This window comes from Micromonospora sp. DSM 43699, from assembly GCF_055517075.1.
This window is the reverse complement of the sequence record NZ_JBTMMT010000010.1, coordinates 25,006-47,597: the sequence shown is the minus strand read 5'-3', so window position 1 is coordinate 47,597 and position 22,592 is coordinate 25,006. Positions and strand designations below refer to the sequence as shown.

15 protein-coding genes are annotated in these 22,592 nt (G+C 73.1%); 11 read left to right on the top strand and 4 right to left on the bottom strand.

The genetic code is table 11. The features are described 5' to 3' along the window. Positions 1-345 precede the first annotated feature (345 nt). A complete protein-coding gene (locus AC0AIB_RS07795; protein ID WP_328346860.1) occupies positions 346-1,362 on the top strand; it encodes a LacI family DNA-binding transcriptional regulator in 1,017 nt (338 codons plus the stop codon). A gap of 71 nt (positions 1,363-1,433) precedes the next feature. Here the strand turns inward: AC0AIB_RS07795 and AC0AIB_RS07790 are convergent, their stop codons facing one another. Continuing rightward, positions 1,434-3,092: an FAD-binding dehydrogenase gene (locus AC0AIB_RS07790; protein ID WP_465096316.1), complete on the bottom strand. Its 1,659-nt coding sequence runs from the start codon at positions 3,090-3,092 to the stop codon at positions 1,434-1,436. 96 nt (positions 3,093-3,188) lie between these two features. On the opposite strand from AC0AIB_RS07790, the gene AC0AIB_RS07785 reads away from it, so the two are divergent. From AC0AIB_RS07785 to AC0AIB_RS07745, 9 genes are all read left to right on the top strand, one after another. Continuing rightward, a complete protein-coding gene (locus AC0AIB_RS07785) occupies positions 3,189-4,457 on the top strand; it encodes a PucR family transcriptional regulator (protein WP_465096315.1) in 1,269 nt (422 codons plus the stop codon). A gap of 32 nt (positions 4,458-4,489) precedes the next feature. Continuing rightward, positions 4,490-6,127: a copper resistance CopC/CopD family protein gene (locus tag AC0AIB_RS07780; RefSeq protein WP_328346856.1), complete on the top strand. Its 1,638-nt coding sequence runs from the start codon at positions 4,490-4,492 to the stop codon at positions 6,125-6,127. Between the two features lie 104 nt (positions 6,128-6,231). After that, positions 6,232-7,485, top strand: coding sequence for a kynureninase (gene kynU, locus AC0AIB_RS07775; RefSeq protein ID WP_465096314.1), 1,254 nt, complete (start codon positions 6,232-6,234; stop codon positions 7,483-7,485). A 79-nt stretch (positions 7,486-7,564) separates the two neighbouring features. After that, positions 7,565-9,130, top strand: a complete 1,566-nt coding sequence (locus AC0AIB_RS07770) for a Na+/H+ antiporter (protein ID WP_328346852.1) — start codon at positions 7,565-7,567, stop codon at positions 9,128-9,130. 140 nt (positions 9,131-9,270) lie between these two features. Next, on the top strand, positions 9,271-10,509 hold the full coding sequence (locus tag AC0AIB_RS07765) for a helix-turn-helix domain-containing protein (RefSeq protein WP_328346850.1): 1,239 nt from the start codon (positions 9,271-9,273) through the stop codon (positions 10,507-10,509). A gap of 186 nt (positions 10,510-10,695) precedes the next feature. Continuing rightward, positions 10,696-10,863, top strand: a complete 168-nt coding sequence (locus AC0AIB_RS07760) for a hypothetical protein (protein ID WP_328346848.1) — start codon at positions 10,696-10,698, stop codon at positions 10,861-10,863. Next, positions 10,853-12,052 carry a helix-turn-helix domain-containing protein gene (locus AC0AIB_RS07755; protein ID WP_465096313.1) on the top strand — a complete coding sequence of 400 codons (1,200 nt, stop codon included), beginning with the start codon at positions 10,853-10,855 and terminating at the stop codon, positions 12,050-12,052. The genes AC0AIB_RS07760 and AC0AIB_RS07755 overlap by 11 nt, the downstream gene beginning before the upstream one ends. 158 nt (positions 12,053-12,210) lie before the next feature. Further along, entirely contained in the window at positions 12,211-13,938 is a 1,728-nt protein-coding gene (locus AC0AIB_RS07750; protein ID WP_465096312.1) for a pectinesterase family protein, read from the top strand. A gap of 69 nt (positions 13,939-14,007) precedes the next feature. Next, complete coding sequence (locus AC0AIB_RS07745; protein WP_465096311.1) at positions 14,008-15,393, top strand: carbohydrate-binding protein; 1,386 nt, start codon at positions 14,008-14,010, stop codon at positions 15,391-15,393. A gap of 146 nt (positions 15,394-15,539) precedes the next feature. Here the strand turns inward: AC0AIB_RS07745 and AC0AIB_RS07740 are convergent, their stop codons facing one another. The 3 genes from AC0AIB_RS07740 to AC0AIB_RS07730 all read right to left on the bottom strand — a co-directional run bounded on the left by AC0AIB_RS07740 (position 15,540) and on the right by AC0AIB_RS07730 (position 21,452). Beyond that, complete coding sequence (locus tag AC0AIB_RS07740; protein ID WP_465096310.1) at positions 15,540-17,369, bottom strand: right-handed parallel beta-helix repeat-containing protein; 1,830 nt, start codon at positions 17,367-17,369, stop codon at positions 15,540-15,542. A 210-nt stretch (positions 17,370-17,579) separates the two neighbouring features. Then, complete coding sequence (locus AC0AIB_RS07735; RefSeq protein WP_465096309.1) at positions 17,580-19,775, bottom strand: carbohydrate-binding module family 20 domain-containing protein; 2,196 nt, start codon at positions 19,773-19,775, stop codon at positions 17,580-17,582. Between the two features lie 237 nt (positions 19,776-20,012). Further along, the gene (locus AC0AIB_RS07730; protein WP_465096308.1) at positions 20,013-21,452 is read right to left on the bottom strand and encodes a pectinesterase family protein; all 1,440 of its coding nucleotides are present in this window, start codon (positions 21,450-21,452) and stop codon (positions 20,013-20,015) included. Between the two features lie 203 nt (positions 21,453-21,655). Here AC0AIB_RS07730 and AC0AIB_RS07725 point away from each other — a divergent pair, with 203 nt between their 5' ends. Then, positions 21,656-22,588: an STM4015 family protein gene (locus AC0AIB_RS07725; RefSeq protein WP_328346834.1), complete on the top strand. Its 933-nt coding sequence runs from the start codon at positions 21,656-21,658 to the stop codon at positions 22,586-22,588. The last annotated feature ends 4 nt before the right edge of the window (positions 22,589-22,592 follow it).

Below are 22,592 nucleotides of genomic sequence, written 5' to 3'. Positions count from 1 at the left end.
GATGTAGTGGGATCCGAAGGGGCCGAGGCCACTACATCCTGGATCGAGCGCGGTGGCGCAGTGGGCGCGGTGGCGCAGTGGCGCGGTGGCGCGGTGACGCGGTGACGCGGTGACGCGGTGACGCGACATCTGCCTGGCGCCGGCGTCGGCGTGCCCGACCGGCCGGCGGACAGTCGTTTCGGGAAAGTTTCGAATTCCCCACCGTCCGGCGGTACGCCTCGACACCGCCGCACGGCGAACGGCGGGCGCGGACCGGCCGAACCGCCGATCCGGCCAGGCCGACCCCCGACTTCCGAAACTTTCGGGCTATGCTGCCCGCGGGCGCGTGACTGTGAGGAGATGGGCATGGCGGAGGACCGGGCGACGCTGTCGGAGATCGCGACGGCCGCGGGGGTGTCCGTCCCCACCGTCTCGAAGGTGCTCAACGGTAGACCCGACGTCGCCCCGGCGACCCGGCGTCGCATCCAGGACCTGCTCGACAGGCGGTCGTACACCGCCCGCCGGGCGCCCTCGATGCCCGGTGCCGCCGGCCTCATCGACCTGGTCTTCCGGGATCTCGGCAGCCCCTGGGCGATGCAGATCCTCGACGGCGTCGAGGAGTTGGCCTACCGGGCCGGCGTCGGTGTGGTGGTCTCCGCCGTGCACGGCCGCAGCCGCAGCCGCCCCGACCGACGGTGGATCGAACAGCTCTCCAAGCGCCGCTGCGACGGGGTGCTGCTCGTGCTCTCCGACCTGTCCCCCAGCCAGCAGGGTCAGCTCAACGAGCTCGGCATCCCGGTGGTCATCATCGACCCGGCCGGCCAACCCGGCGCCGGCATCCCCTCGGTGGGCGCGACCAACTGGTCCGGGGGCGTGGCCGCCGCCGAACACCTGCTCGACCTGGGCCACCACCGGATCGCCGTGATCGGCGGGCCACCGACCGTGCCGTGCAGCCGCGCCCGGGTCGACGGGTACCGGGCCGCGATGAACGCCGCCAACCGCAAGATCCCCGCCGGGTACGTCCGGCACGGCGACTTCACCTCCCCGTCGGGCTATCGGGAGATGAACGCCCTGCTTGACCTCGCCCAACCGCCCAGCGCCGTGTTCGCCTGCGCCGACGAGATGGCGTTGGGCGCCTACGAGGCGCTCTACGAGCGCGGCGCCCGGGTTCCCGACGACATCAGCATCGTCGGCTTCGACGACCTCGACTCCGCCCGCTGGGCCGCCCCGCCGCTGACCACCGTCCGCCAGCCGCTGGCCGAGATGGCCGGCATGGCGACCCGGATGCTGTTGTCGCTGATCGCCGGGGAGGGGCTGGACAGCCATCGGATCGAGCTGGCCACCCCGCTGATCGTCCGGCACAGCACCCGACGCCTGCCCTGATCCCACCCGCGCCGAAACCGCAACGCCACGACCACGTCGAAAGCGCAACGCCACGCCTGGAACGCCGACGGTCAGCCGGCCGTCGCCGCCGCGGCCCGACCGGCGGTACGGCCGGAGAAGAGACAGCCGCCGAGGAAGGTGCCCTCCAGCGCGCTGTAGCCGTGCATGCCCCCGCCACCGAAGCCGGCGACCTCGCCTGCGGCGTACACCCCGCCCAGCGGTTCCCCGTCCGGGCGCAGCACCCGGGCGGACAGGTCGGTGTGCAGCCCGCCGAGACTCTTGCGGGTGAGCACGTGCAGCTGGACCGCGATCAGCGGGCCGGCCGCCGGGTCGAGCAGCCGGTGCGGGGCGGCCACCCGGATCAGCCGGTCACCCCGGTAGCGACGGGCCCCCCGGATCGCGGTGAGCTGGGCGTCCTTGCCGAACGGGTGGGCGACCTCGCGGTCGCGCGCCTCGACCAGGGCGGTCAGCGCGGTGGTGTCGAGTTGCGGTCCGCCGGTCTCGGTGGCCAGCTTGTTCATCCCGGCCACCAGCTCCGGCAGGGTGTCGGCGACGACGAAGTCGGCCCCGTGCCGCTTGAACGCCTCCACCGGCCCGGGTGCGCCCGGCCGGACCCGTTGCAGCACCTGCCGTACGCTGCGGTTGGTCAGGTCCGGGTTCTGCTCGGAGCCCGACAGCGCGAACTCCTTCTCGATGATCTTCTGGGTGAGCAGGAACCAGCTGTAGTCGTGGCCGGTGGCGCGCAGGTGCCGCAGGGTGGCCAGGGTGTCGAAGCCGGGGAACAACGGCGCCGGCAGCCGGGCCCCGGTGGCGTCGAGCCACAGTGAGGACGGGCCGGGCAGGATCCGGATGCCGTGTTCGGGCCAGACCGGGTCCCAGTTGCGCAGCCCCTCGGTGTAGTGCCACATCCGGTCCGGATTGATCACCTGCCCACCGGCGGTCTCGGTGATGGCGAGCATCCGCCCGTCGACGTGGGCGGGGACCCCGGCGACCATCCGGGTCGGCGGGGTGCCGAGCCGGGCCGGCCAGGCCTGCCGGACCAGGTCGTGGTTGCCGCCGATGCCACCCGAGGTGATGATCACCGCCTGCGCGCCGTGGCTGAAGTCGCCGACGACCTCCCGGGAGCTGCTGCGCCCGCGCGGCGCGTCGTCGGGGGCGAGGACCGCGCCGCGTACCCCGGTGACCACGCCGCCGGTGGTGACGAGTTCGTCGACCCGGTGCCGGAACGCCAGCGTCACCCGGCCCTGCGCGACGGCGTCGTGGACCCGCCGGGCGAACGGCTCGACCACGCCGGGGCCGGTGCCCCAGGTGACATGGAACCGGGGTACCGAGTTGCCGTGCCCGTGGGCCGCTCCCCCGCCCCGCTCCGCCCAGCTCACCACCGGGAAGACCCGGTGACCCATCGACCGCAGCCAGGCCCGCTTCTCCCCGGCGGCGAAGTGCACGTACGCCTGCGCCCAGCGGCGCGGCCAGTGGTCCTCCGGCCGGTCGAACGCGGCGCTGCCGGTCCAGTCCTGCCAGGCCAGCTCGACCGAGTCACGGATGCCCATCCGCCGCTGCTCGGGCGAGTCGACGAAGAAGAGCCCGCCGAACGACCAGAAGGCCTGCCCACCGAGGTTGTCCGCCGATTCCTGGTCGAGCAGCTGCACCCGACGGCCCGCGTCGGCGGCCTCGACGGTGGCGACCAGGCCGGCCAGGCCGGCACCGATCACGATGACATCCGTGTCCATCCGCCGACCCTACGTACGAGGGTGCCAAAATTATCAGTGCCGGGGCGCAGAATCCGCCTCCGTAGTTGTCACCTGGATGACAAAGGGAGGCCGTCCGTGTCGGATGCCCTGCTCGACATCGCGCCCGGCCTCGCCGGTCTCGCACCTGCAGTCGGCGACCACCTGCGGGGGCTGCGCGGGCCTCTGCACGAGCGGATCCTCGGCACCGTCCGGGCCGCGATGGCTGCCCAGGGCCGGTCGCTGACCGGTGGACAGGGGCAGGGGCTGGCCCTGGGGGTGCAGACCGCCGTCGACACCTTCGTCGACGCGGTCGCCGACCCCGGCCGGGAGCTGACCGGCACCCGGGAGGTGTTCCACGCCCTGGGCCGCACCGAGTACCGCGAGGGCCACCGGGTGGACGCGCTACGCACCGTGCTGACCCTCGGGGCCCGCGACATCTGGGCCTTCCTGGTGGAACACGCCACCGCAGCGACCCGGGTCGCCACCCGGCAGGCCGGGCCCGCCACCGCGCCGACCGGCGGGGGCATCGGCCCGGCACCCGCCGACCTGTATGTGATCGCCGGGGCGCTGTTCGGCTACGCCGACGCGCTGGCCGGTGCCGCCGCCGAGGGGTTCCTCGACGAGCAGCGGGACACCGCCCAGGACTGGGCCACCATCCGACGTCGCCTGGTCACCCTGCTCGTGCAGCCCGATCCGCCGACCGAGGCGGTGCTGCACGCCGCCGCCGACGCGGCCCGCTGGCCGTTGCCGGCGACCGTGGCGGTGCTCAGCGTGGACGGCACCGACGCCGAGCACCTGGCCCGGGGCATCGGTGCGGGCGCGGTGGCCGCCGTCATCGGCGACGCCGTCCGGGTGGTGCTGCCCGATCCCGGTACCCCGGGTCGGCTCGACCGGGCCCGGCAGGCGCTGGCCGGGCGGCGGGCGGTGCTCGGGCCGGCGGTGCCGCGGCACCGGGCGCGGTTGTCGTACCGGCTGTCCCGCCGGGCGTTGACCCTGCACCAGCAGGGCGCGCTCGGCCCGGAGCCGGTGGTGTCCTGCGACGACCAGCTGCTCACCCTGCTCACCGCGTGGGAGCCGGGCCTGGCCGGACACCTCGCCGACCTCGTGCTGGCCCCGCTGGCCGGGCTCCGACCGTCCACCCGGCAGGCCCTGGCGGAGACCCTGCACGGCTGGTTGCGCCGGCAGGGGCAGGTGGTCGCGGTCGCCGAGGACCTGCACACCCACCCGCAGACGGTCCGTTACCGGATGCGGCAGCTGCGCACCCTGTTCGGTCCGGCCCTGGACGACCCGGACGCCCGCCTCCTGCTGACCCTCGCCCTGCACCAACGACCGACCGGCGAGGCAGATCATTCCACCGCCGGTTGAACCATGTGATCACGAAATACGAACCACTGTGTGTGCGTACCACCCGTTCCGCCGTGCTGCTGGGGTTGCTCCTCGCGCTGCTGTCCGTACCGCTGACCCCGGCGACGCCGGCCGCCGCCCACGCCGCGCTGGTCGCCACCAGCCCGGTCCGGGACGCGGTGATCGGTGCCCCACCCGGCGAGGTGGTGCTGGTCTTCAGCGAGGCGGTCTCCCCGGTCGTCGGCCGGGTGCAGGTGCTCGGCCCGGACGGGCGACGGGTCACCGCCGGGGATCCGGTCGCGCAGGGAGCCACGCTGCGGATCCCGGTGCGGGTGCCGGACCGGCCGCTCGGCACCTACCTGGTCAGCTACCGGGTGATCTCGGCCGACAGCCACCCGGTCGCCGGCAGCTTCGCCTACTCCGCCGGTGCGCCGTCGGCGACTCCCCCGGAGCCGGTGGCCGTGGACGAGCGGCCCGCCGGCGCGTGGACGCCCGCCGCCCGGTTCGTCGGCTACCTGGGCCTGGTGCTGGCGGTCGGCCCGACGCTGCTCGGTGCCGCACGCTGGCCCCGCCGTCGTCGCCGGCGCGCGGTGACCACCACCGGGTACGTCGGCCTGGCCCTGGTGGCCGTGGGCACCGCCGGGTCCTGGGTGGCGCAGGCCGCGGACATGGTCGGGGTGCCGGTCGGCGGCCTGTCCCGCGGCGACCTCACGGCGGTGGCGGGCAGCGACATCGGGCCGGTGCTGGGTGCCCGGCTGGCGCTGACCGGCCTCGCCGCCGTGCTGCTGCCGGCGGTGGCCGGCGGGCGGGCCGGTCGCGGCCGGCGGGCGGTGCTGGCGGTGGTGGGCCTGGTCGGGCTGGTCACCTGGCCGCTGGCCGGGCACCCGGTGGCCTCACCACTGCCGCCGGTGAGCATCCTGGCCGACGTGGTGCACCTGGCCGGGATGAGCGTGTGGTTGGGCGGGCTGTTCACCCTGGCGGTGTTCCTGCTGCCCGGCACCCACCGGCGGGTGCTGGCCCGGGTCCTGCCGGCCTGGTCGCGGTGGGCGACCATCGCGGTCGGGTGGCTGGTCGCCTCGGGCGTGGGGCAGGCCGCGATCGAACTCGGCCGGCCCGCGGCGCTGTTCGGCACCGGCTACGGGCGGCTGCTCTGCGCCAAGGCGGCGCTGCTCGCCGCCGTGCTCGGCGTCGCGGCCGGGCAGCGGCGGATGGTGCGCGGCGGTCGGGCCGCCGACCGACCCCGCCGGGTGGCGCGGGCCGCCGGGGTGGAACTCGCCGTCACGGCGGTGGTGCTGGCACTGACCGCCGTGCTGGTGCAGACCCCGCCCGGCCGGACCGCCGACACCCAGGCCGCCCGCGCCAGCCGCGAGGGCGTCGCCCAGACCCTCACCAGCGGTCACTACACCCTCCAGTTCGACATCTATCCGGTACGGGTGGGCGTGCCGAACTCGTTGCACGCCTACGTCTACACCCCGCAGGGGCAGCCGCTGCCGGTGGTCCAGTGGACGGTCAGCCTCGCCCTGCCGTCGGCCGGGATCGAACCGATGGCCGTACCGGTGGAGAGCCCGGAGCCGCACCACGGCAGTGCCGAGATCAGCCTGCCGGCGCGCGGTGAGTGGACGATCCGGTTCACCGTCCGGACCAGCGACATCGACCAGGCCACCGTCACCGCCACCGTCCCGGTCGGCTGACCTGGCCGGGGTACGGGGTGGGCGGCCCACCGGCCGTTACCGGGTCGACGGGCCGATCGGCTAGCCTGCATCGACCCGGGTGACCCCGGCGGAGGGAGGACACCATGGCCGAGCAGACGTCCCGACAGGTCGTGCAGGAGTGGGACGCCGCCGACCCGATCGCCGGACTACGCGACCGGTTCGTGGTGGACGACCTGCTCTACCTCGACGGCAACTCGCTGGGCCGGCTGCCGGCCGCCACCGCCGACCACCTGGCCGGCCTGGTGCGTGGCGGCTGGGGCACCGAACTGGTGCGGAGCTGGCCGACCTGGATCGAGTGGCCGCGCCGCATCGGCGACCGGATCGCCAGCCACGCGCTGGGCGCCCGGGAGGGTGAGGTGATCGTCTCCGACTCCACCTCGGTCAACCTCTACAAGCTGGCCGCCGCCGCCCTCGACGCCCGGCCCGGCCGGCGGACGATCCTGGCCGACGCCGAGGAGTTCCCCACCGACCGGTACCTGCTGGAGGGGTTGGCCGCCCAGCGCGGGCACACCCTGCGGCTACTCCCCTCCGACCTGGACGAGGGGCTGGACCAGGACACCCTGACGGCGGCGCTGACCGAGGACGTGGCGCTTGTGGTGCTGTCGGCGGTGTCGTACCGCTGCGGGGCGCTGCTGGACGTGGCGGCGGTGACGGCCGCCGCCCGCCGGGTCGGCGCGTTGGTGCTGTGGGACCTCTCGCACGCGGTCGGCTCGGTGCCGCTGGACCTGACCGCCGCCGGTGCCGACCTCGCGGTCGGCTGCACCTACAAGTACCTCAACGGCGGCCCCGGCGCACCGGCCTTCCTCTACGTCCGGCGGGAGTTGCAGGAGTCGCTGCGGCAGCCGATCTGGGGCTGGTTCGGCCAGCGCGACCAGTTCCGGATGGGTGCCGGCTACGATCCCGCGCCCGGCCCGGAACGGTTCCTGGTGGGCACCCCGCCGGTGCTCGGGATGGCCGCCCTCGACCCGGCCCTGGATGTGCTGGCCGACGCCGGGATGGACCGGGTCCGGGAGAAGTCGGTACGGCTCGGTGAGCTGATCATCGAGCTGGCCGACGCCTGGCTCGTCCCGCACGGCTTCCGGCTCGCCTCCCCCCGGGATCCGCGCCGACGCGGCGGGCACGTGTCGCTGCACCACCCGGAGGCGCTGCGGATCTCCCGCGCCCTGGTCGACGCCGGGGTGGTCGGCGACTACCGGGTGCCCGACCGGCTGCGGCTCGGCCCGGCGGCGCTCTACACCCGCCACGTCGACGTGTGGGACGCGATGGACCGGCTGCGGGACGTCGCCGAGCGGCGGGCCTGGGCCGAGCTGCCGGCGGAGCCGTCCCGGGTCACCTGAGCCACGGCGGGTAGATCCCGGATTCCCCCGCGTCGCCGCCGACTTCGTACCAGCATGTCGGGTGGAGGCGGGGGGTGCCGTGGAGGTCCTGGTCCTGATCGTGGTGCTGGCCGCCACCGTGCTGGTCGGCACCACCATCGGCGGCCGGTACCGGGTGGCCCCGCCGGTGCTGCTGATCACCATGGGTGGGCTGCTGGCGCTGCTGCCGCCGCTGTCGGAGGTGGTGCTGGCACCCGAGGTGGTGCTGCTGCTCTTCCTGCCGGCAGTGCTCTACCGGGAGAGCCTGGTGATCAGCCTGCGGGAGATCCGGTCGAACCTGCTGGTGATCGCCTCGCTGGCGGTGGCGCTGGTGGTGGTGACCATGGTGGCGGTGGCGCTGGTCGCCAAGGCGCTGGGGATGAGCCCGCAGGCCGCCTGGGTGCTGGGCGCGGTGCTCGCCCCCACCGATGCGGCGGCGGTCGCCGGCCTGGCGAAGCGGATGCCCCGCCGGATCCTGACCACGTTACGGGCGGAGAGCCTGGTCAACGACGGCACCGCGCTGGTGCTGTTCTCGGTGACGGTCGGGCTGATCGTCGGCGGCACCGCGCCGGGGGTGCTCGGGTTCCTGGGCCGGTTCGTCGGCTCAGCCGGTGGTGGGATCGCCGCCGGGTTGGCCGTCGGCCTGGTGGTGGTGCTGATCCGCCGCCGGCTGGACGACCCGCTGCGGGAGGGCGCGTTGAGCGTGCTCACCCCGTTCGCCGCGTTCCTGGCCGCCGAGGTGGTGCACGCCAGTGGGGTGCTCGCCGTCGTGGTCGCCGGGCTGCTGCTGTCGTACGCCGGGCCGAGGGTGATCCGGGCCCGGTCCCGGGTGCTGGCGTACGCCTTCTGGGACCTGTCCACATTCCTGATCAACGGCGCGCTCTTCGTGTTGCTGGGGATGCAGATCCCCCGGGCGGTGAACCACGTGACCAGCACCTCGCTGGTGCGGTCCGTGGCCATCGCCGCCTCGGTGACCCTGATGGTGGTGGTCGTCCGGCTGACGTGGCTGCAACTGTTCTCGTACGGCCTGCCGGTGGTGGGCCGGGGGGCCGAGGTGAGCCGGCGGGTCCGGGTGGCGGCCGGGTGGGCGGGTTTCCGGGGTGCGGTGTCGCTGGCCGCCGCCCTCGCGGTGCCGGTCACCACGGCCACCACCCACGCGCCGGTGCCGGAACGCGATCTGATCATCTTCTGCACCGCCGTGGCGATCGTGTCGATCATGCTGGTGCAGGGCACCACCCTGCCTGTGGTGGCCCGCTGGGCCGGCCTGCGCGGCGACGAGGCACGCGGCGACGAGGTCCGGCACGCCCACCGCCGGGCCACCGAGGCGGCGTTGACCGCGCTGCCCCACGTCGCCGCCGACCTCGAGGTCGATCCGGAGATGGTGGACCGGTTGCGCGCCGACTACCAACGGCACCTGGACCTGGTGACGGCGGCCGGCGGCGGGCAGGAGGCCGACCGGGCACAGGAGTTGGACGCCCAACTGCGGCTGGGGGTGCTGGAACACAAGCGGCGCGAGGTCACCCGGCTGCGCGACGACAACGAGATCGACGACACCGTGCTCCGGGAGGTGCAGGCGACCCTGGACATCGAGGAGATCCGCCTGCTCGGCCCCCAGACCGAGGACTGACCGCCACGTCGACAGACCCAGAGGATGGACGCGGAGGGTAGGCACCCGGACACTTCCTGCGCTCGACGCTGGGTGTACCGTCCGAACTGGCAGCCACCGGGCGAGGCTGGCGGCTGCTCGTTGCGTTGGCGGGAGAGGCCATGGCCATACCGACGGTGGGTGAGCGGCTCGCGGGAATCCGGCGTGAGTCGAGGCTGACCCAGGAGCAGCTTGCCGAGCGGTCGGGCGTCAGCGTCGAGGTGATCCGGAAGCTGGAGCAGGGCAGCCGCGGTGCGGCCCGACTCGACACGCTGCATGCCCTCGCCCGCGCCCTGGAGGTGTCGACGTCCGCGCTGCTGGGTGACGCGTCACAGGCCGCCGCGCAGGGCGAGCCGGGTCACCGGCAGTTGTCGTTGGCGGAGATCCGCCGCGTGGTGGCCCCGGTGCGTGGGATCGACGGCACTCCCCTCGTGCTACCGATGGACGAGCCGCCCGACCTCGACACGCTGCGCCGGAACCTGCACGCCGCCGATCGGGTATACAACGCCGGTGACTACGCGGTCGCGCTGCGGGTGGTGCCGCCGTTGCTGGTGAACGTGCACGCCGCCGTCGGTCTTGCGGGCAGCGAGCGGCAGGATGCCGCGTATGACCTGCTGGCCCGCACCCAGCACGTGGCGGGTGGTCTCCTGATCCAACTGCGGGCCGACGACCTGGCGCAGACGGCGTTGTCGGGAGCGCTCGACGCCGCCCGGCGGTCCGGGGACCGGGTGGTGGCTGCCACAGTCATCCGGACGATGTGCTGGCTGCTGATGCGCCAGGGACGTATCGGTGAGTCGGCCGAGTTGGCAGTGGCGACCGCCGACGAGGTGGAGCCGCGACTGTCCCGGGCAACCCCGGCCGAGCTGGCCGGCTGGGGGTGGCTGCTGCTGAGTGCCGCCGCCGCGCAGGCGAGGGACAACCGACCGGACGAGGCGGCGGACCTGATCGGCGTCGCCGCTGCCGCCGCGGCACGGATCGGCGAGCGGGTGCCGGCGTCGGATCACCTGATGCTGGTGGGCGGCTTCGACACCGCCAAGGTGCAGATGCAGCGGGCGGAGGCCGCGGCCGTGGCGGGGGACGCGGGCCGGGTGCTGGAACTGTCGGCCCTGGTGCCGCCCGTGCCCACTATCAGCACCTCGGCCTGGCGGCGGCATCGACTCGATCTGGCCTGGGCCTATGCGCAGTTGCGGCGGTATGGAAAGGCGACGGCGGTGCTGTCGCAGTTGCGGGACACCGCGCCCACCTGGCTGCGGCAGCAGCGGTACGCGGGGGACATCGTGGACACCATCGTCGCGGGTCGCCGTCGCGCGATGACTGACGAGTTGGCGGAGCTGACCAAGCTGATGGACGGCGCACGCTGACTGGTACGGCGCGTCCGAGGTGGCGAGAAGCGATCTACGAATCGCACCATTCGCACCTGTGAAACTACCCTGAGTCACTACAGCCTGTGTTTCGGTCACCTGCTCGTTGAAGTGGGTGACCGACGCAGGACGCGGCGTGATGTCATTCCAGGAGCGTGCCGCCGCGCCCCTATCGATGGAGGCAGCATGCGGGATCAGGGCGACAAGCCGGTGGCGAGCCGGGGTGAGCAGATCCAGGCGGCGGAACATGAGGAAGCAAAGCAGCGGCTTCTCGCGCAGGCCGAGGCCGAACGGATACCGGCCGAGGAGACCACCCGGGCGGTGCCCGACCGGCGGTGGCGTCGTGGACAGTAGCGAGGTGTTGCCGGTGGGTCGGCGGGTGGCGTACTGGCGGGGGCGGCGCAACCTGTCGCAGCAGGTGTTCGCCGACCGGCTGGGCAAGTCGAAGAGCTGGGTGGACAAGGTGGAGCGGGGTGTCCGCACACTGGACAAGATGTCGACGCTCCAGGAGATCGCCGCCGTGCTGCGGATCGATCCGGCGGTGCTGCTCGGTCGGGACGTACAGCCGGCCGAGGTGACCGGGCGGGCGGCGGACGTCGCGCGGATCCGGGTGGCCCTGTCCCGGTACGACGTTCCGCTGGCCCGACCGGCGGGCGGGCGGCCGGTGCCGCCCGTCGGCCAGGTGGCGCGGCAGGTCGCACACGCCTGGACGACCTTCCAGCATGCCCGGTACCCCGAGCTGGCAGCTCTGCTGCCTGGGCTGCTGGCCGACGTCGAGCGCAGCCACGCGGCGGATCCGGCGGGTCGGGCGGCACTTGTGGAGACGTACCGGATCACCGCATCGCTGCTGGTCAAACTGGCCGTACCGGACCTGGCCTGGCTGGCGGTGGACCGGGCGATGAGCGCCGCCGCCGGTGACCCGGCCCTGGTCGCCGCCGCAGCGGTGCAGCTCGGCCAGGTGCTGCGCGCGTCCGGCCAGGCCCGGGTGGCGAAGTCGGCGATGCTGGCTGCCGCGTACCGGATCGCCCCGCCGGAGATCGAAGGCGGCGCACCCGCGGAGCTGTCCCTGTGCGGGACGCTGCTCCTCCAGGCGGCCATGGCTGCCGCCAGCCACGGGGACGGCGCGGCGGTGGTCGACCTGCTCGACGAGGCCGCCACCCTGGCCGCCCCCGTCGGCGACGGGCAGGACCACCACCGGACCGGCTTCGGGCCGACCGCCGTGGCGGTGGCGCGAGCCGCCGCCGCTGTCGAACTGGGCGACACCCACGGCGCGGTGACCCGGCACGAGGAGGTCACCCGGCGCGACGGCTGGCGGTGGCTACCCGTCGAGCACCGGGCCGCGCACCTGGTCGACGCGGCCCGCGCCTACCTCCAGGGTGCGGACCCGGTCAGCGCAGGCCGGGTCCTGGTCGACGCGGACCGGATCGCCCCCGCCGAGATCCGCCACCGGCCGGCGGGCCGGGACGTGCTCGCCCGGGTCGCCCGGGAGCCCGCCGCCCCGGCGAGCCTCGTCCGCCTCGCCGCCGCCCTCGGCGCGGACTGAGGAAGACCTCCCAGCAGGAGCGTGCAGGCCCTGGACGGCATCTCTCCCCCGACCCCGAACGCATTGACAGTCGTGCGTGGGCGGGGTTACGGTGCGCCAGGAAAGCGCTTTCACGCACCGTTGCCCACCTCCACCCCGTCCCCGGAGGTTCATCCGCCATGCGCAGAAGCCGCCGCCTGCTCGCCGCCGCCGTCGCGGCGCTCACCACCACGCTGCTGGCCCTCACCCCGCTCGGCGGGGCACAGGTCGCCCACGCCGCCACCCTGTTCAGCGACGACTTCTCCGGCGGCGACCTCGCCGGCTGGTCGCGGTCCGGCGGCACCTGGTCGGTGGTCTCCGACGACAGCCCGGCGTTGCAGCAGGCCAGGGACGGCACCGACGCCCGACTCTTCGCCGGCGACGCGTCCTGGGCCGACCAGGCCGTCCAGGCCCGGGTGAAGCCGCTGACGCTGCCCGGCAACGGCCTGGTCGCGCTGCTCGCCAGGGCCAGTGGCGCGACGAGCTACTACCGGCTCGCCGTGCTCCCCGGCGACCAGGTCCGGCTGGAAGCGGTACGCAGCGGCCGGGTCACCCCGCTGGGCACGGTGTCCCACCCGGTGACGGTGGGGAGCTGGCACACCCTGCGGATCGAGGTGGCCGGCACGGTGGTACGCGGCTGGGTCGACGGCGTCCCGGTCGGCACCGGCACCGGCACGCTGACCGCGACCGGCCGGATCGGCGTACAGACCGCGTACGCCACCGCCCGGTTCGACGACGTGGTGGTGACCCGGGGCGACACCGCCCCGACCAGCGCGCCGCCGACCCCCACCGCCACCCCGACCGTCGCCTCGCCGAGCCCGACGGCCTCGCCGACGGACACCGCGCCGCCCAGCAGCCCGCCACCGACCAGCCCGACGCCCACGCCGACCGGCACCGCGCCGGGCGACGGGTCCTCGGTGGTCGCCCCGGACGGCAGCGGGGACTTCACCAGCGTGCAGGCGGCGGTGGACGCGGTGCCGACGGGCAACACCCGCCGACACACCATCACCATCGAGCCGGGCACCTACCGCGAGGTGGTGTCGGTCCCGGCCAACAAGCCGTACGTGTCGTTCGTCGGGTCGACAGGTGACGCCCGCGACGTGGTCATCGTCTACGACAACGCCTCGGGCACCCCGAAGCCGGGCGGCGGCACCTACGGCACCTCGGGCAGCGCCACGGTGACCGTCGACGGCAACGACTTCACCGCCCGGCACCTGACCTTCGCCAACGACTTCGACGAGGCGGCGCACGACTACAGCGCCGAGCAGGCGGTGGCCGTGCTCACCCGGGCCGACCGGCTGGTCTTCGACGACGTGCGGTTCCTCGGCAACCAGGACACGCTCTACCACAACAGCGCCAGCGTCGACGCAGTCGGCCGGGCGTACTTCCGCGACTGCTACGTCGAGGGCGACGTCGACTTCGTCTTCGGCCGGGGCACCGGGGTCTTCGACCGCTGCGAGATCCGGTCGCTCGACCGGGGTTCGACGAGTAACAACGGGTACGTCACCGCCCCGTCCACCATGATCGGCAACCCGTACGGCCTGCTCTTCACCGGTTGCACGCTGACCACCGACTCGGCGGCGGCGCAGAGCGTGCACCTGGGTCGGCCGTGGCACCCGAGCGGGAACGTCGACGCGATCGGGCAGGCGGTGTTCCGCGACAGCGTTCTGGGCGCGCACGTGAAGGACTCCCCGTGGAGCGACATGTCCGGCTTCTCGTGGCGTGACGCCCGGTTCTTCGAGTACCGCAACAGCGGCCCCGGGTCGACGGTCACCACCGACCGGCCACAGTTGACCGACGCGCAGGCCTCGACCTACACCCCGCAGCGGTACCTGGCCGGCACGGACGGCTGGAACCCGGTCCCCTGACCGGCAGTCAGGCATTTACTTTTAACAAAGTTAACTGATAACCTCCCGCCATCGACGAGGAGGTATGTCATGCGACTTCGACCTGCGACGACGGCCGTGCTGGCCGGTGCGGTACTGCTCGCCGCCGCACTGCCCGTCACGAACGGTTTCGCCGCGCCGACCACCACCACGGGTAACGCCGGCGCCCTGGTGGCCTGCTCCGCACCGGCCTGGGCCGAGGGCGTCAGCTACCCGGCCGGCACCCGGGTCAGCTATCTCGGCCGTCTCTACGAGTCGCTGGTCACCCACACCCCGCCGGCCGGCGCCGGCTGGAACCCGGCCGCCGTCCCCGCGCTCTGGCGTGACCTGGGCGCCTGCACCGGCACCCCCTCCCCCACCCCGTCACCCACCGTCGTCCCCACCCCGTCGCCGACCCCCACCGCCACGCCCACCCGCCCGCCGACCCCGACATCCACACCCACCGCCACCCCCGGCACGACGACACCGCCGCCCGACGGCACGGGCTGCGCGCTGAAGCCCCGGCCGACCGGCAAGGTGCTCCAGGGCTACTGGGAGAACTGGGACGGCGCGGCGAACGGCGTCCACCCGCCGCTGGGCTGGATCCCCCTCACCGACGCGCGGATCACCGGACACGGCTACAACGTGGTCACCGCCGCCTTCCCGGTGATCCGCGCCGACGGCACGGTGCTATGGGAGGACGGCATGGACGCCACCGTCAGGGTGCCCACCCCCACCGAGATGTGCCAGGCCAAGGCCGCCGGTCTGACCGTCCTGCTGTCGATCGGCGGGGCCACCGCCGGCATCGACCTCGGCTCGGCGGCCGTCGCCGACCGGTTCGTCGCCACCGTGGTGCCGATCCTCAAGCGGTACCACTTCGACGGCATCGACATCGACATCGAGACCGGGCTGACCGGCAGCGGGGACATCACCCGGCTGTCCACCTCGCAGGCGAACCTGGTCCGCATCATCGACGGCGTGCTGGCCCAGATGCCGGCCGGCTTCGGCCTGACCATGGCCCCGGAGACCGCGTACGTAACCGGCGGCAGCGTCACCTACGGCTCCATCTGGGGCGCGTACCTGCCGGTCATCAAGCGGTACGTCGACAACGGACGGCTCTGGTGGCTCAACATGCAGTACTACAACGGCAGCATGTACGGCTGCGCCGGTGACTCGTACCCCGCCGGGACGGTGGCCGGCTTCACCGCGCAGACCGACTGCCTCAACGCCGGCCTGGTCGTCCAGGGCGTCACCATCCGGGTCCCGTACGACAAGCAGGTGCCCGGCCTGCCCGCGCAGCCCGGTGCCGGCGGCGGCTACCTGGCACCGGCCTCGGTGGCCCAGGCGTGGAACACCTACCGGGGTGGCCTGAAGGGGCTGATGACCTGGTCGGTGAACTGGGACGGGTCCAAGGGCTGGACGTTCGGCGACAACGTCCGCACCCTCCAGGGACGCTGAGCCCCGCCTCAGGGACACCGGCCGACCGCGCCGCCCCTACCAGGTGGCCCCGACCACGCCGACCGGAACCGGTGGACCGGTCCCGGTCGGCGGGCGGGGCGGCCGGGCTCCCGACGGTGCGGGCGGGGGCACGGCCGACAGGTGGCTCAGAGTCGGGCGCCCACGTCGGCACCGTTGGCCGGGCGCAGGAAGTTAGACGGCGGGATGGACCCGTCGGCCGCCCGGGGACCGGTGATGGTCGACGGGTCGGTGCCGACCAGCGGCCAGCTGCCGCCGAGGTTCCAGGAGTTGTCGGCCCCGGTCGAGGAGCCGAGCGACACGTCAGGGGTGTTGCCGACCGCCAGGTTGCGGCGGAGCTGGGAGGTCGAACGGGACACGTCGAAGCCGGCTTTGCCGTTGCGCCACGCGGTGTTGCGCTCGAAGACCAGCGTGCCGGGGTTGCCGTTGTCGATGAATCCGCCGGCCGAGTTGCCCCAGGCCATGCTGTTGCGGGTGACATGGTCGACGGCCGGACGCGGGTCGTTGCCGCCACCGTGCTTGAAGCCGTTGCCGTCCCCGGCGTAGTCGGGCAGGTTCCAGTAGTTGTAGCCGTTGTCGTAGGCGGCACTGTCCTCGATCAGGATCGGCGACAGGAAAAGCCAGGCGTCGAACCCGTCGTCGGAGTTGCGCCAGAGCCGCGCGCCGCGCACCACGTTGCCGGTGCCGGAGCCCTCCTTGATGGCCAGCCCGTCGGCGCTCTCGCCGTTCTTGCGGGGGTCGCGGTTGCCGTAGCTGTCCAGGTCGATGATCTGGTTGTCGCTGGACGCGCCCTGCAGGTGCAGCCCGGACTCGTAGTTGTCCCTGGTGATCAGGCGCTCGTAGCTGCCGTGGTTGGTGTCGACGCCGAAGATCCCGTACGGACCGTGGACGATCTCCAGGCCGACGAACCGCCACCAGTCGCCCTCGACGTGCAGCGCACCCCGGTCGGCCCGGGGGATGCTGGAACCCACCGCGCCCGGGGTGTACGGCATGTTCTCGCCGTCGATCACCACCTTCTCCCCCTGGTAGCCGGTGAGGGTGATCGGTTGGCCCGGGGTGCCGTCCTTGAGGATCTTGATGGTGCTGGTCGGCGCGTAGGTGCCGCCGCGTACCGCGATGGTGGTGCCGGGCTCGGCCAGGTCGTGCGCGCGCTGGATGGTGCGTAGCGGCCGGGCCGGCGTGCCGGGGTTGGCGTCGTCGCCGTCGGTGGCGACCACCAGTACGACGGCCCCGGCCGGCGGCGTGGTGGCCGGCGGGGTCACGGGCGGGGTGGTGGCCGGCGGGGTGGGGCTCGGTGGCGGGGTGTGGGTGGGGGCCGGCGGTGTGGTCGGCGGGATGTCGGCGTTCCTGACCAGGACGTCGTCGAAGGACGCCGACGAGTACGCGGTCTGCAACCCGATCCGGCCGGCCCCGATCAGCGAGCTGGCGACCTCGCCGACGAAGACCCCGTCGACGCGGCCCCGCACGGTGCCGCCGGTGACCTCGACGGCGAGGGTGTGCCAGGTGCCGGTGGCCACGGGGTGGGAGATGCCGGCCAGCACGGTGACCGCGCCGCCGTTCACCGCCTGCAACTGCACCTGGTCGCCGGGCAGCAGCGCCAACCGGTAGTAGCGCGTCGACCCGGCCGCGCGGGCCAGCAGGCCGACCTGGCCGCCGGGGCCGAGGCTGAGCGGTTTCACCCTGGCCTGGACGAGGTAGTCGGTCCAGCCGATGCTGCCGGTGAAGAGCCGGGCGTTCTCGCTGCCGACGTTCGACTGCCGGACGGCCGGGGATCCGTCGGTGACGACTCCCCAGGTGCCGCCCGACTTCGACCAGCCGGCGGTGTCCCCGTCGGTGAAGTCGTCGCTGAACAGGGTGGCGGCGGAGGCGGTGGCGACCGGTCCGACCAGGAGGGCGGTCACGGGAACGAGCACCGCGGCGAACAGCAGGGCCAGCCGACGCTGGCGGGACGGTCGCATGAGGCTGTACCTCCGACGGTGGGCGGTGGGGGTGGCGGCGGAGAGAAAGCGCTTTCCTGGACGATACGAGCATGCATCGACGTCCGTCAACCTCGTATCCCCGCCGATCCGGCCGTACCCCACCGCCGTCGGCGCCGGACCGGCGCCCCGGCACCGACGGCGCGACGGCCGACCCCCGGGAAGGGGACCGGCCGCCGCACCCGCCCGACGTCACCACCAGGTGTCGTTGGCGCTCCAGGCGCCGGTGGACCCGGTGGTGGCGCTGCGGTTGCCACCGGACTCCCAGGTCACCGTCCCGTCGGGGTTCTTCTTCAGGTACTTGTACTCGACAGTGGTGTTCGGCGGCAGGGTGACCGTGGCCCGCCACAGCGGGTAGGCGGCCGAGGAGAGCGCCACGGCGTTGGCCGGGTTCCACGAGCCCAGCGCCGCGATGCTGCCCACCAGGTAGACGTTCTGCCCGTACGAGGTGGTGGCGTTGACGGTGAACGACGCGCCCGCCGCGGTGCCGGCCGGGTCACCCCGGAAGGTGTCGGTGACCGTCGCGGTGCCGCCGGTCGGCGTGGTCAGCGTCCGGTTGCTCCCCGACTCCCAGGTCACCGCGCCGGCCGTGGTCTTCTTGACGAACTTGAACTCCACAGTGGTGGCCGCCGGCAGGTCGACCACCGCCCGGTAGACCCCACCGCCCTGGGCGGTCAGCCTGACCGCGCCGGCCGGGGCCCACGAACCCAGCGCCGGGACGCTGCCCACCACGTAGGCGTCCTGGTCACCGGCGAGGGACGCGGTGACGGTGAAGGTGGTGGCGACCGTACCGGCGGGGGCGGTCGGGGTCGGCGTGGCGGTGGGCGTGGGTGTCGCGGTCGCGGTGGGCGTCGGCGTGCTGCCGCCCTTCGCGTTGACGTGCAGCGCCACCGCGCCGTTGGCGGGGATCTGCACGGTGGCCCGGCCGCCGGTGACGGTCACCGTCGTTGCGGTGCAGCCGGCCGCGCCGCGCGCCCCCGAGATCACGTCGCAGTACGACCCGTCGGCCAGGCCGGTGGTGAAGGTGGCGGTGCTGGCCGAACCGGAGTCGTTGATCCCGATCCAGGCCCGGTCGCCCCGGTGGAAGCCGATGACGTTGCTGTTCACCACGGTGAAGTCGGAGACGGTCCGGACCGACCTCGCGGCGTTCGCCCAGCCGACCATGCCCTTGATCCCGGTGGACCGGGTCAGGCAGTTCCAACTGCTGCCGCAGACGGCGTCGGCGACGAAGCCGTTGCCGTCGGCAGGCGGCGACTGGTTGCGGTTGGACCAGGAGAAGCTGTCGTAGACCGACGGCTTGCCGTGCGGGTAGGCAAGCGCGAAGTAGTTGGCCAGGACGTAGTCGCTGCCGTCGCGGTAGGACAGCACCACCCCGTCGCGCTCCAGGTCGTGGTTGGTGACCATGGCGAACACGTTCGCGCTCGGCGCGTCGAGATTCCAGCTCCCGACGTTGGCCAGGTTGGCGATCGAGCCCTGGAAGGCCGACTTCAGGCCCTTGGCGTACCCGAAGTCGAGCACGTCGCCGTTGCCGATGAAGGCGCGGGCCTTGAGAGCGTCGTTACCGGCGCCGTCGAAGATCTCCTGGGCGACGTACGGACGCTTGTTCTCGGCGGTGGTGTTGCGCAGCTTGCCGAGGATCGCGGCGAAGTCGTCCTTCTTGACGTGCTTGACCGCGTCCACCCGGAAGCCGTCGACGCCGAGGCCGATCAGGTCGTTGAGGAAGCCGGCGATCTTGGTGCGGACGCTGTCCTTCTCGGTGTAGAGGTCGGTCAGGGACAGCAGCTCGCAGCTGGTCACCTGGGCCTCGTTGTTCCAGTCGTTGATCGCGCCGGAGGTCGGGCAGTTGTCACCCGGGCGGTGGAAGTCGCCGGTGCCGTAGGGCACGGCGGGGAAGCTGTAGCCGGGTCCGGAGAAGTCGGTGCCGGCGTAGCCGACTACCGACTCGGGGTTGTTGGCGCCGGCCATGTGGTTGACCACCGCGTCGACGTACACCCGCACGCCGGCGTCGTGGCAGGTGGTGACCATGTCGGCGAACTGCTGGCGGGTGCCGAACCGGCTCTCCAGCCGGTAGGAGACCGGCTGGTACACCTCGTACCACGGGTGTACGCCGTCGGGGCTGGTGGGCAGGCTGACCGACTCCTGCGGCGGGGCGACCTGGACCGCGCCGTAGCCGGCCGGGCCGAGGTGGTCGGTGCAGGCCGAGGCGACGGAACGCCAGTTCCATTCCCAGAGGTTGGCGGTGACCTCGCTGTCGTTGAGGGCGACGGCGGCGGTCGCGGGGGCGGCGGCCGGCAGCGCGCTCAGCGCGGCGAGGGAGGAGGCGGTGACAGCGAGGGCGAGGAGACCCCGTCGCAGACGGGTTCCCCGGGGGACGCGGGGTGTGGACATCAGGAGTGGACCTGCTTCCGGGGGTCGAAGAGGCACTGGTGGGTGTGGACGACTGTCCGGTGGAGAAGACGATGCAGGACGCCTGCAAGATTCTGCAATACCTTGCAGCAAACTTTCTGCAATCCCTCGGAACCATCCACACCCACCCACTGCCAACCCCGGCTCGACGCGTTGATCAAGAGGTTCACGTCATCCACCGTGATCAACTTGACGTAAACCTCTTGATCAACGGCTCTGTTAGAGGGGGTTCCAGCCGTCGGTGCCGGCCAGGTAGCGCTGCGGGGTGTAGGTGGTGGCCTGGGCGTCGGTGAGCTGGGGGCGGTTGCCGTTCGTGCCGGCGCCGGGGCCGGTGTTGCGGTACTCGCGGAAGCGGGCGTTCTGCCAGACGTTGCCGGACATGTCGATCCAGGGCTGGGCGGTCTTCATGGTCGCGCTGAGCGACGACTCCCGGTAGAGGACCTGGGCGTCGGGCCCCCACGGACGACCGAGCTGGGTGGTGTTGTTCGTCGCTCCGGTGATCGTCGAGCGGTAGATCAGCATCCCGTACGTCTTGCTGGCCGGTGTCCGGGCGGCGGTGATCGGCCCGCCCGTCGACCGCTTCTCGTAGATCGAGGTGCTGTCGATGACGATCGTGCCACCGCCGAAGATGAAGTCGACGGTGCCCTCCACGTAGGAGTTGACCACGTACGCCCGGGTCTTGTCGTTGACCAGGAAGGTGTCCTGGTCACCGAGCAACCGGACGTTGCGCAGCACCGCCCGGTCGGCGTTGAGGTGCAGCGCGACCGCCTGCTGGTCGACCCCGGAGGAGTTCTCCACGAAGTCGTTGGAGATGGTGAGGTTCTCGGCGACGAAGTTCGCGCCGTCGACGAACATGCTGGCGCTGTTGAAGGTGCCGTAGGTCGTCCCGTCCGGCTTCCGGGTGCCGGCGGAGTTGTGGTAGACGAGCACCACGTTCGACGGCGACGAGCCGAGCCCGCGCAGGGTGATGTTGGGCTTGTTCGAGGCCACCCGGACGACCTCGCGGTAGGTGCCGGCCTTGATGGTGATGGTGACCCGGCTCGAACTGTTCGCCGGCACGGCGTCGATGGCGGCCTGGACCGTGCGGTACCTGCCGCTGCCGTCCGCCGCCACCGTCGGCGTCTCCGTCGCCGGGGGCGTGGTCGGCGGCGGGGTGGTCACCGGCGGCGTCGTCGGGGGTGGCGTGGTCGGGGGCGCAGTGGTCACCGGCGGGGTGGTGGGCGGCGCAGCCGTGGTGGGGGTGGTCGATCCGGTGCAGGCGGTGCCGTTGAGCGTGAAGGCGGTGGGGCTGGGGTTGCTGCCGGTCCAGGTGCCGTTGAACCCGACGTCGATGCTGCCGTTGGTGGCGATGGCGGCGTTGTAGTCGAGGTTGGTGGCGACCACGTTGCCGCTGGCCGGGCTCGCGGTGAAGCCCCAGGCGCTGGTGACGGTCTGCCCGGCCGGGAAGGTCCAGCCGAGACGCCAGCCGTCGACGGGGTCGCCCAGATTCTTGATGGTGATGGCGGCGGTGAAGCCGCCGGCCCACTGCGCGCCGACCTGGTAGGTGACCTGACAGCCGGCGGCGGCCTGGGCCGAGACGGCGGTGACGACACCGGCGACGAGGGTGGTGGTGACGGCGGTGGCGACGATGGACGCCGCCCACCGGGTGCGATTTCTCACGAGAGGACTCCCCGGGTATCCGAGCATGGACAGCCGTGGGAGCGCTGACACGACAGTTGCACACCCGGCCCTGTCTGTAAAGCGTCACCGGCCGGGCACACCCGGTGGCCCGCGGACGATCCGGCTCCACCGGCGCTGATCATCTTGTCGGGCGGCCCTGTTACGGTCGCGCCGCTGTCGCACCAGTCGAGCCGGAGGTAGGCGTGATCCGTTCGCACATGTCGTCGTTCGCCGGAATGCCGGTGGTCCCCTTCACACCGGGGATGACGCTGCCCGACGACCCGTCGGCCGTCGCCTGGCGGCTGGAGGTCGAGGACTTCGAGGCCGACCCGGAGGAGTTCGCCGGCCTGGTCGCGGCGCTGCGGGCGGAGGTTCCCGGCGAGGCGGTCCGCGCGCTGGTCGTCGGCGAGTGGGGCTCGGCGTACGAGCGGGCACTGCCTGTCGACCTGCTGGCCGACGCGGCGAAGGACTGGACCGCCCTGCGCGCGGTGTTCCTGGCCGACCTGGTCAGCGAGCAGTGCGAGATCTCCTGGCTCACCCACGGCGACCTCACCCCGCTGCTGACCGCCTACCCCGAGCTGGAGGTGCTGTGGGTACGCGGGGGCAACGAGCTGAGCCTGCAACCGGTCCGGCACACCCGGTTGCGGGAGCTGGGCTTCCAGACCGGCGGCCTGCCGGCCGGGGTGACCCGCGCGGTGGGCGACTGCGACCTGCCCGCGCTGCGCCGGCTCGACCTGTGGCTGGGCCGGCAGGACTACGGCGGCGACACCGGCACCGATGATCTGGCCGCCATCCTGGCCGGTGACCGGTTGCCGGCGCTGCGGCACCTGGCGGTCTGCAACGCCGAGTTCGCCGACCTCGTCGCGCAGGCGGTGTCCGCCGCCCCGGTGGTGGCCCGGCTGGAGGTGCTCGACCTGTCGATGGGGGTGCTGACCGACCCCGGCGCCGAGGCGCTGCTGGCCGGGCAGCCGCTGACCCACCTGCGCCGCCTCGACCTGCACCACCACTTCCTCTCGCCCGAGGTCGCACAGCGGCTGGTGGACGCGCTGCCCGGCGTCCAGGTCGACCTGGACGACCCGCAGACGCCCGACGAGTACCACGGCACGATCTACCGGTTCACCGCGGTCGGGGAGTGAGCGC

What these genes read in the sequence shown, in the direction of transcription:
- AC0AIB_RS07795 (WP_328346860.1), top strand. Translation starts at nt 346, where the DNA reads ATGGCGGAGGACCGGGCGACGCTGTCGGAGATCGCGACGGCCGCGGGG.
- AC0AIB_RS07790 (WP_465096316.1), bottom strand. Translation starts at nt 3,092, where the DNA reads ATGGACACGGATGTCATCGTGATCGGTGCCGGCCTGGCCGGCCTGGTC.
- kynU (WP_465096314.1), top strand. Translation starts at nt 6,232, where the DNA reads ATGGCCGAGCAGACGTCCCGACAGGTCGTGCAGGAGTGGGACGCCGCC.
- AC0AIB_RS07765 (WP_328346850.1), top strand. Translation starts at nt 9,271, where the DNA reads ATGGCCATACCGACGGTGGGTGAGCGGCTCGCGGGAATCCGGCGTGAG.
- AC0AIB_RS07760 (WP_328346848.1), top strand. Translation starts at nt 10,696, where the DNA reads ATGCGGGATCAGGGCGACAAGCCGGTGGCGAGCCGGGGTGAGCAGATC.
- AC0AIB_RS07750 (WP_465096312.1), top strand. Translation starts at nt 12,211, where the DNA reads ATGCGCAGAAGCCGCCGCCTGCTCGCCGCCGCCGTCGCGGCGCTCACC.
- AC0AIB_RS07745 (WP_465096311.1), top strand. Translation starts at nt 14,008, where the DNA reads ATGCGACTTCGACCTGCGACGACGGCCGTGCTGGCCGGTGCGGTACTG.
- AC0AIB_RS07740 (WP_465096310.1), bottom strand. Translation starts at nt 17,369, where the DNA reads ATGCGACCGTCCCGCCAGCGTCGGCTGGCCCTGCTGTTCGCCGCGGTG.
- AC0AIB_RS07735 (WP_465096309.1), bottom strand. Translation starts at nt 19,775, where the DNA reads ATGTCCACACCCCGCGTCCCCCGGGGAACCCGTCTGCGACGGGGTCTC.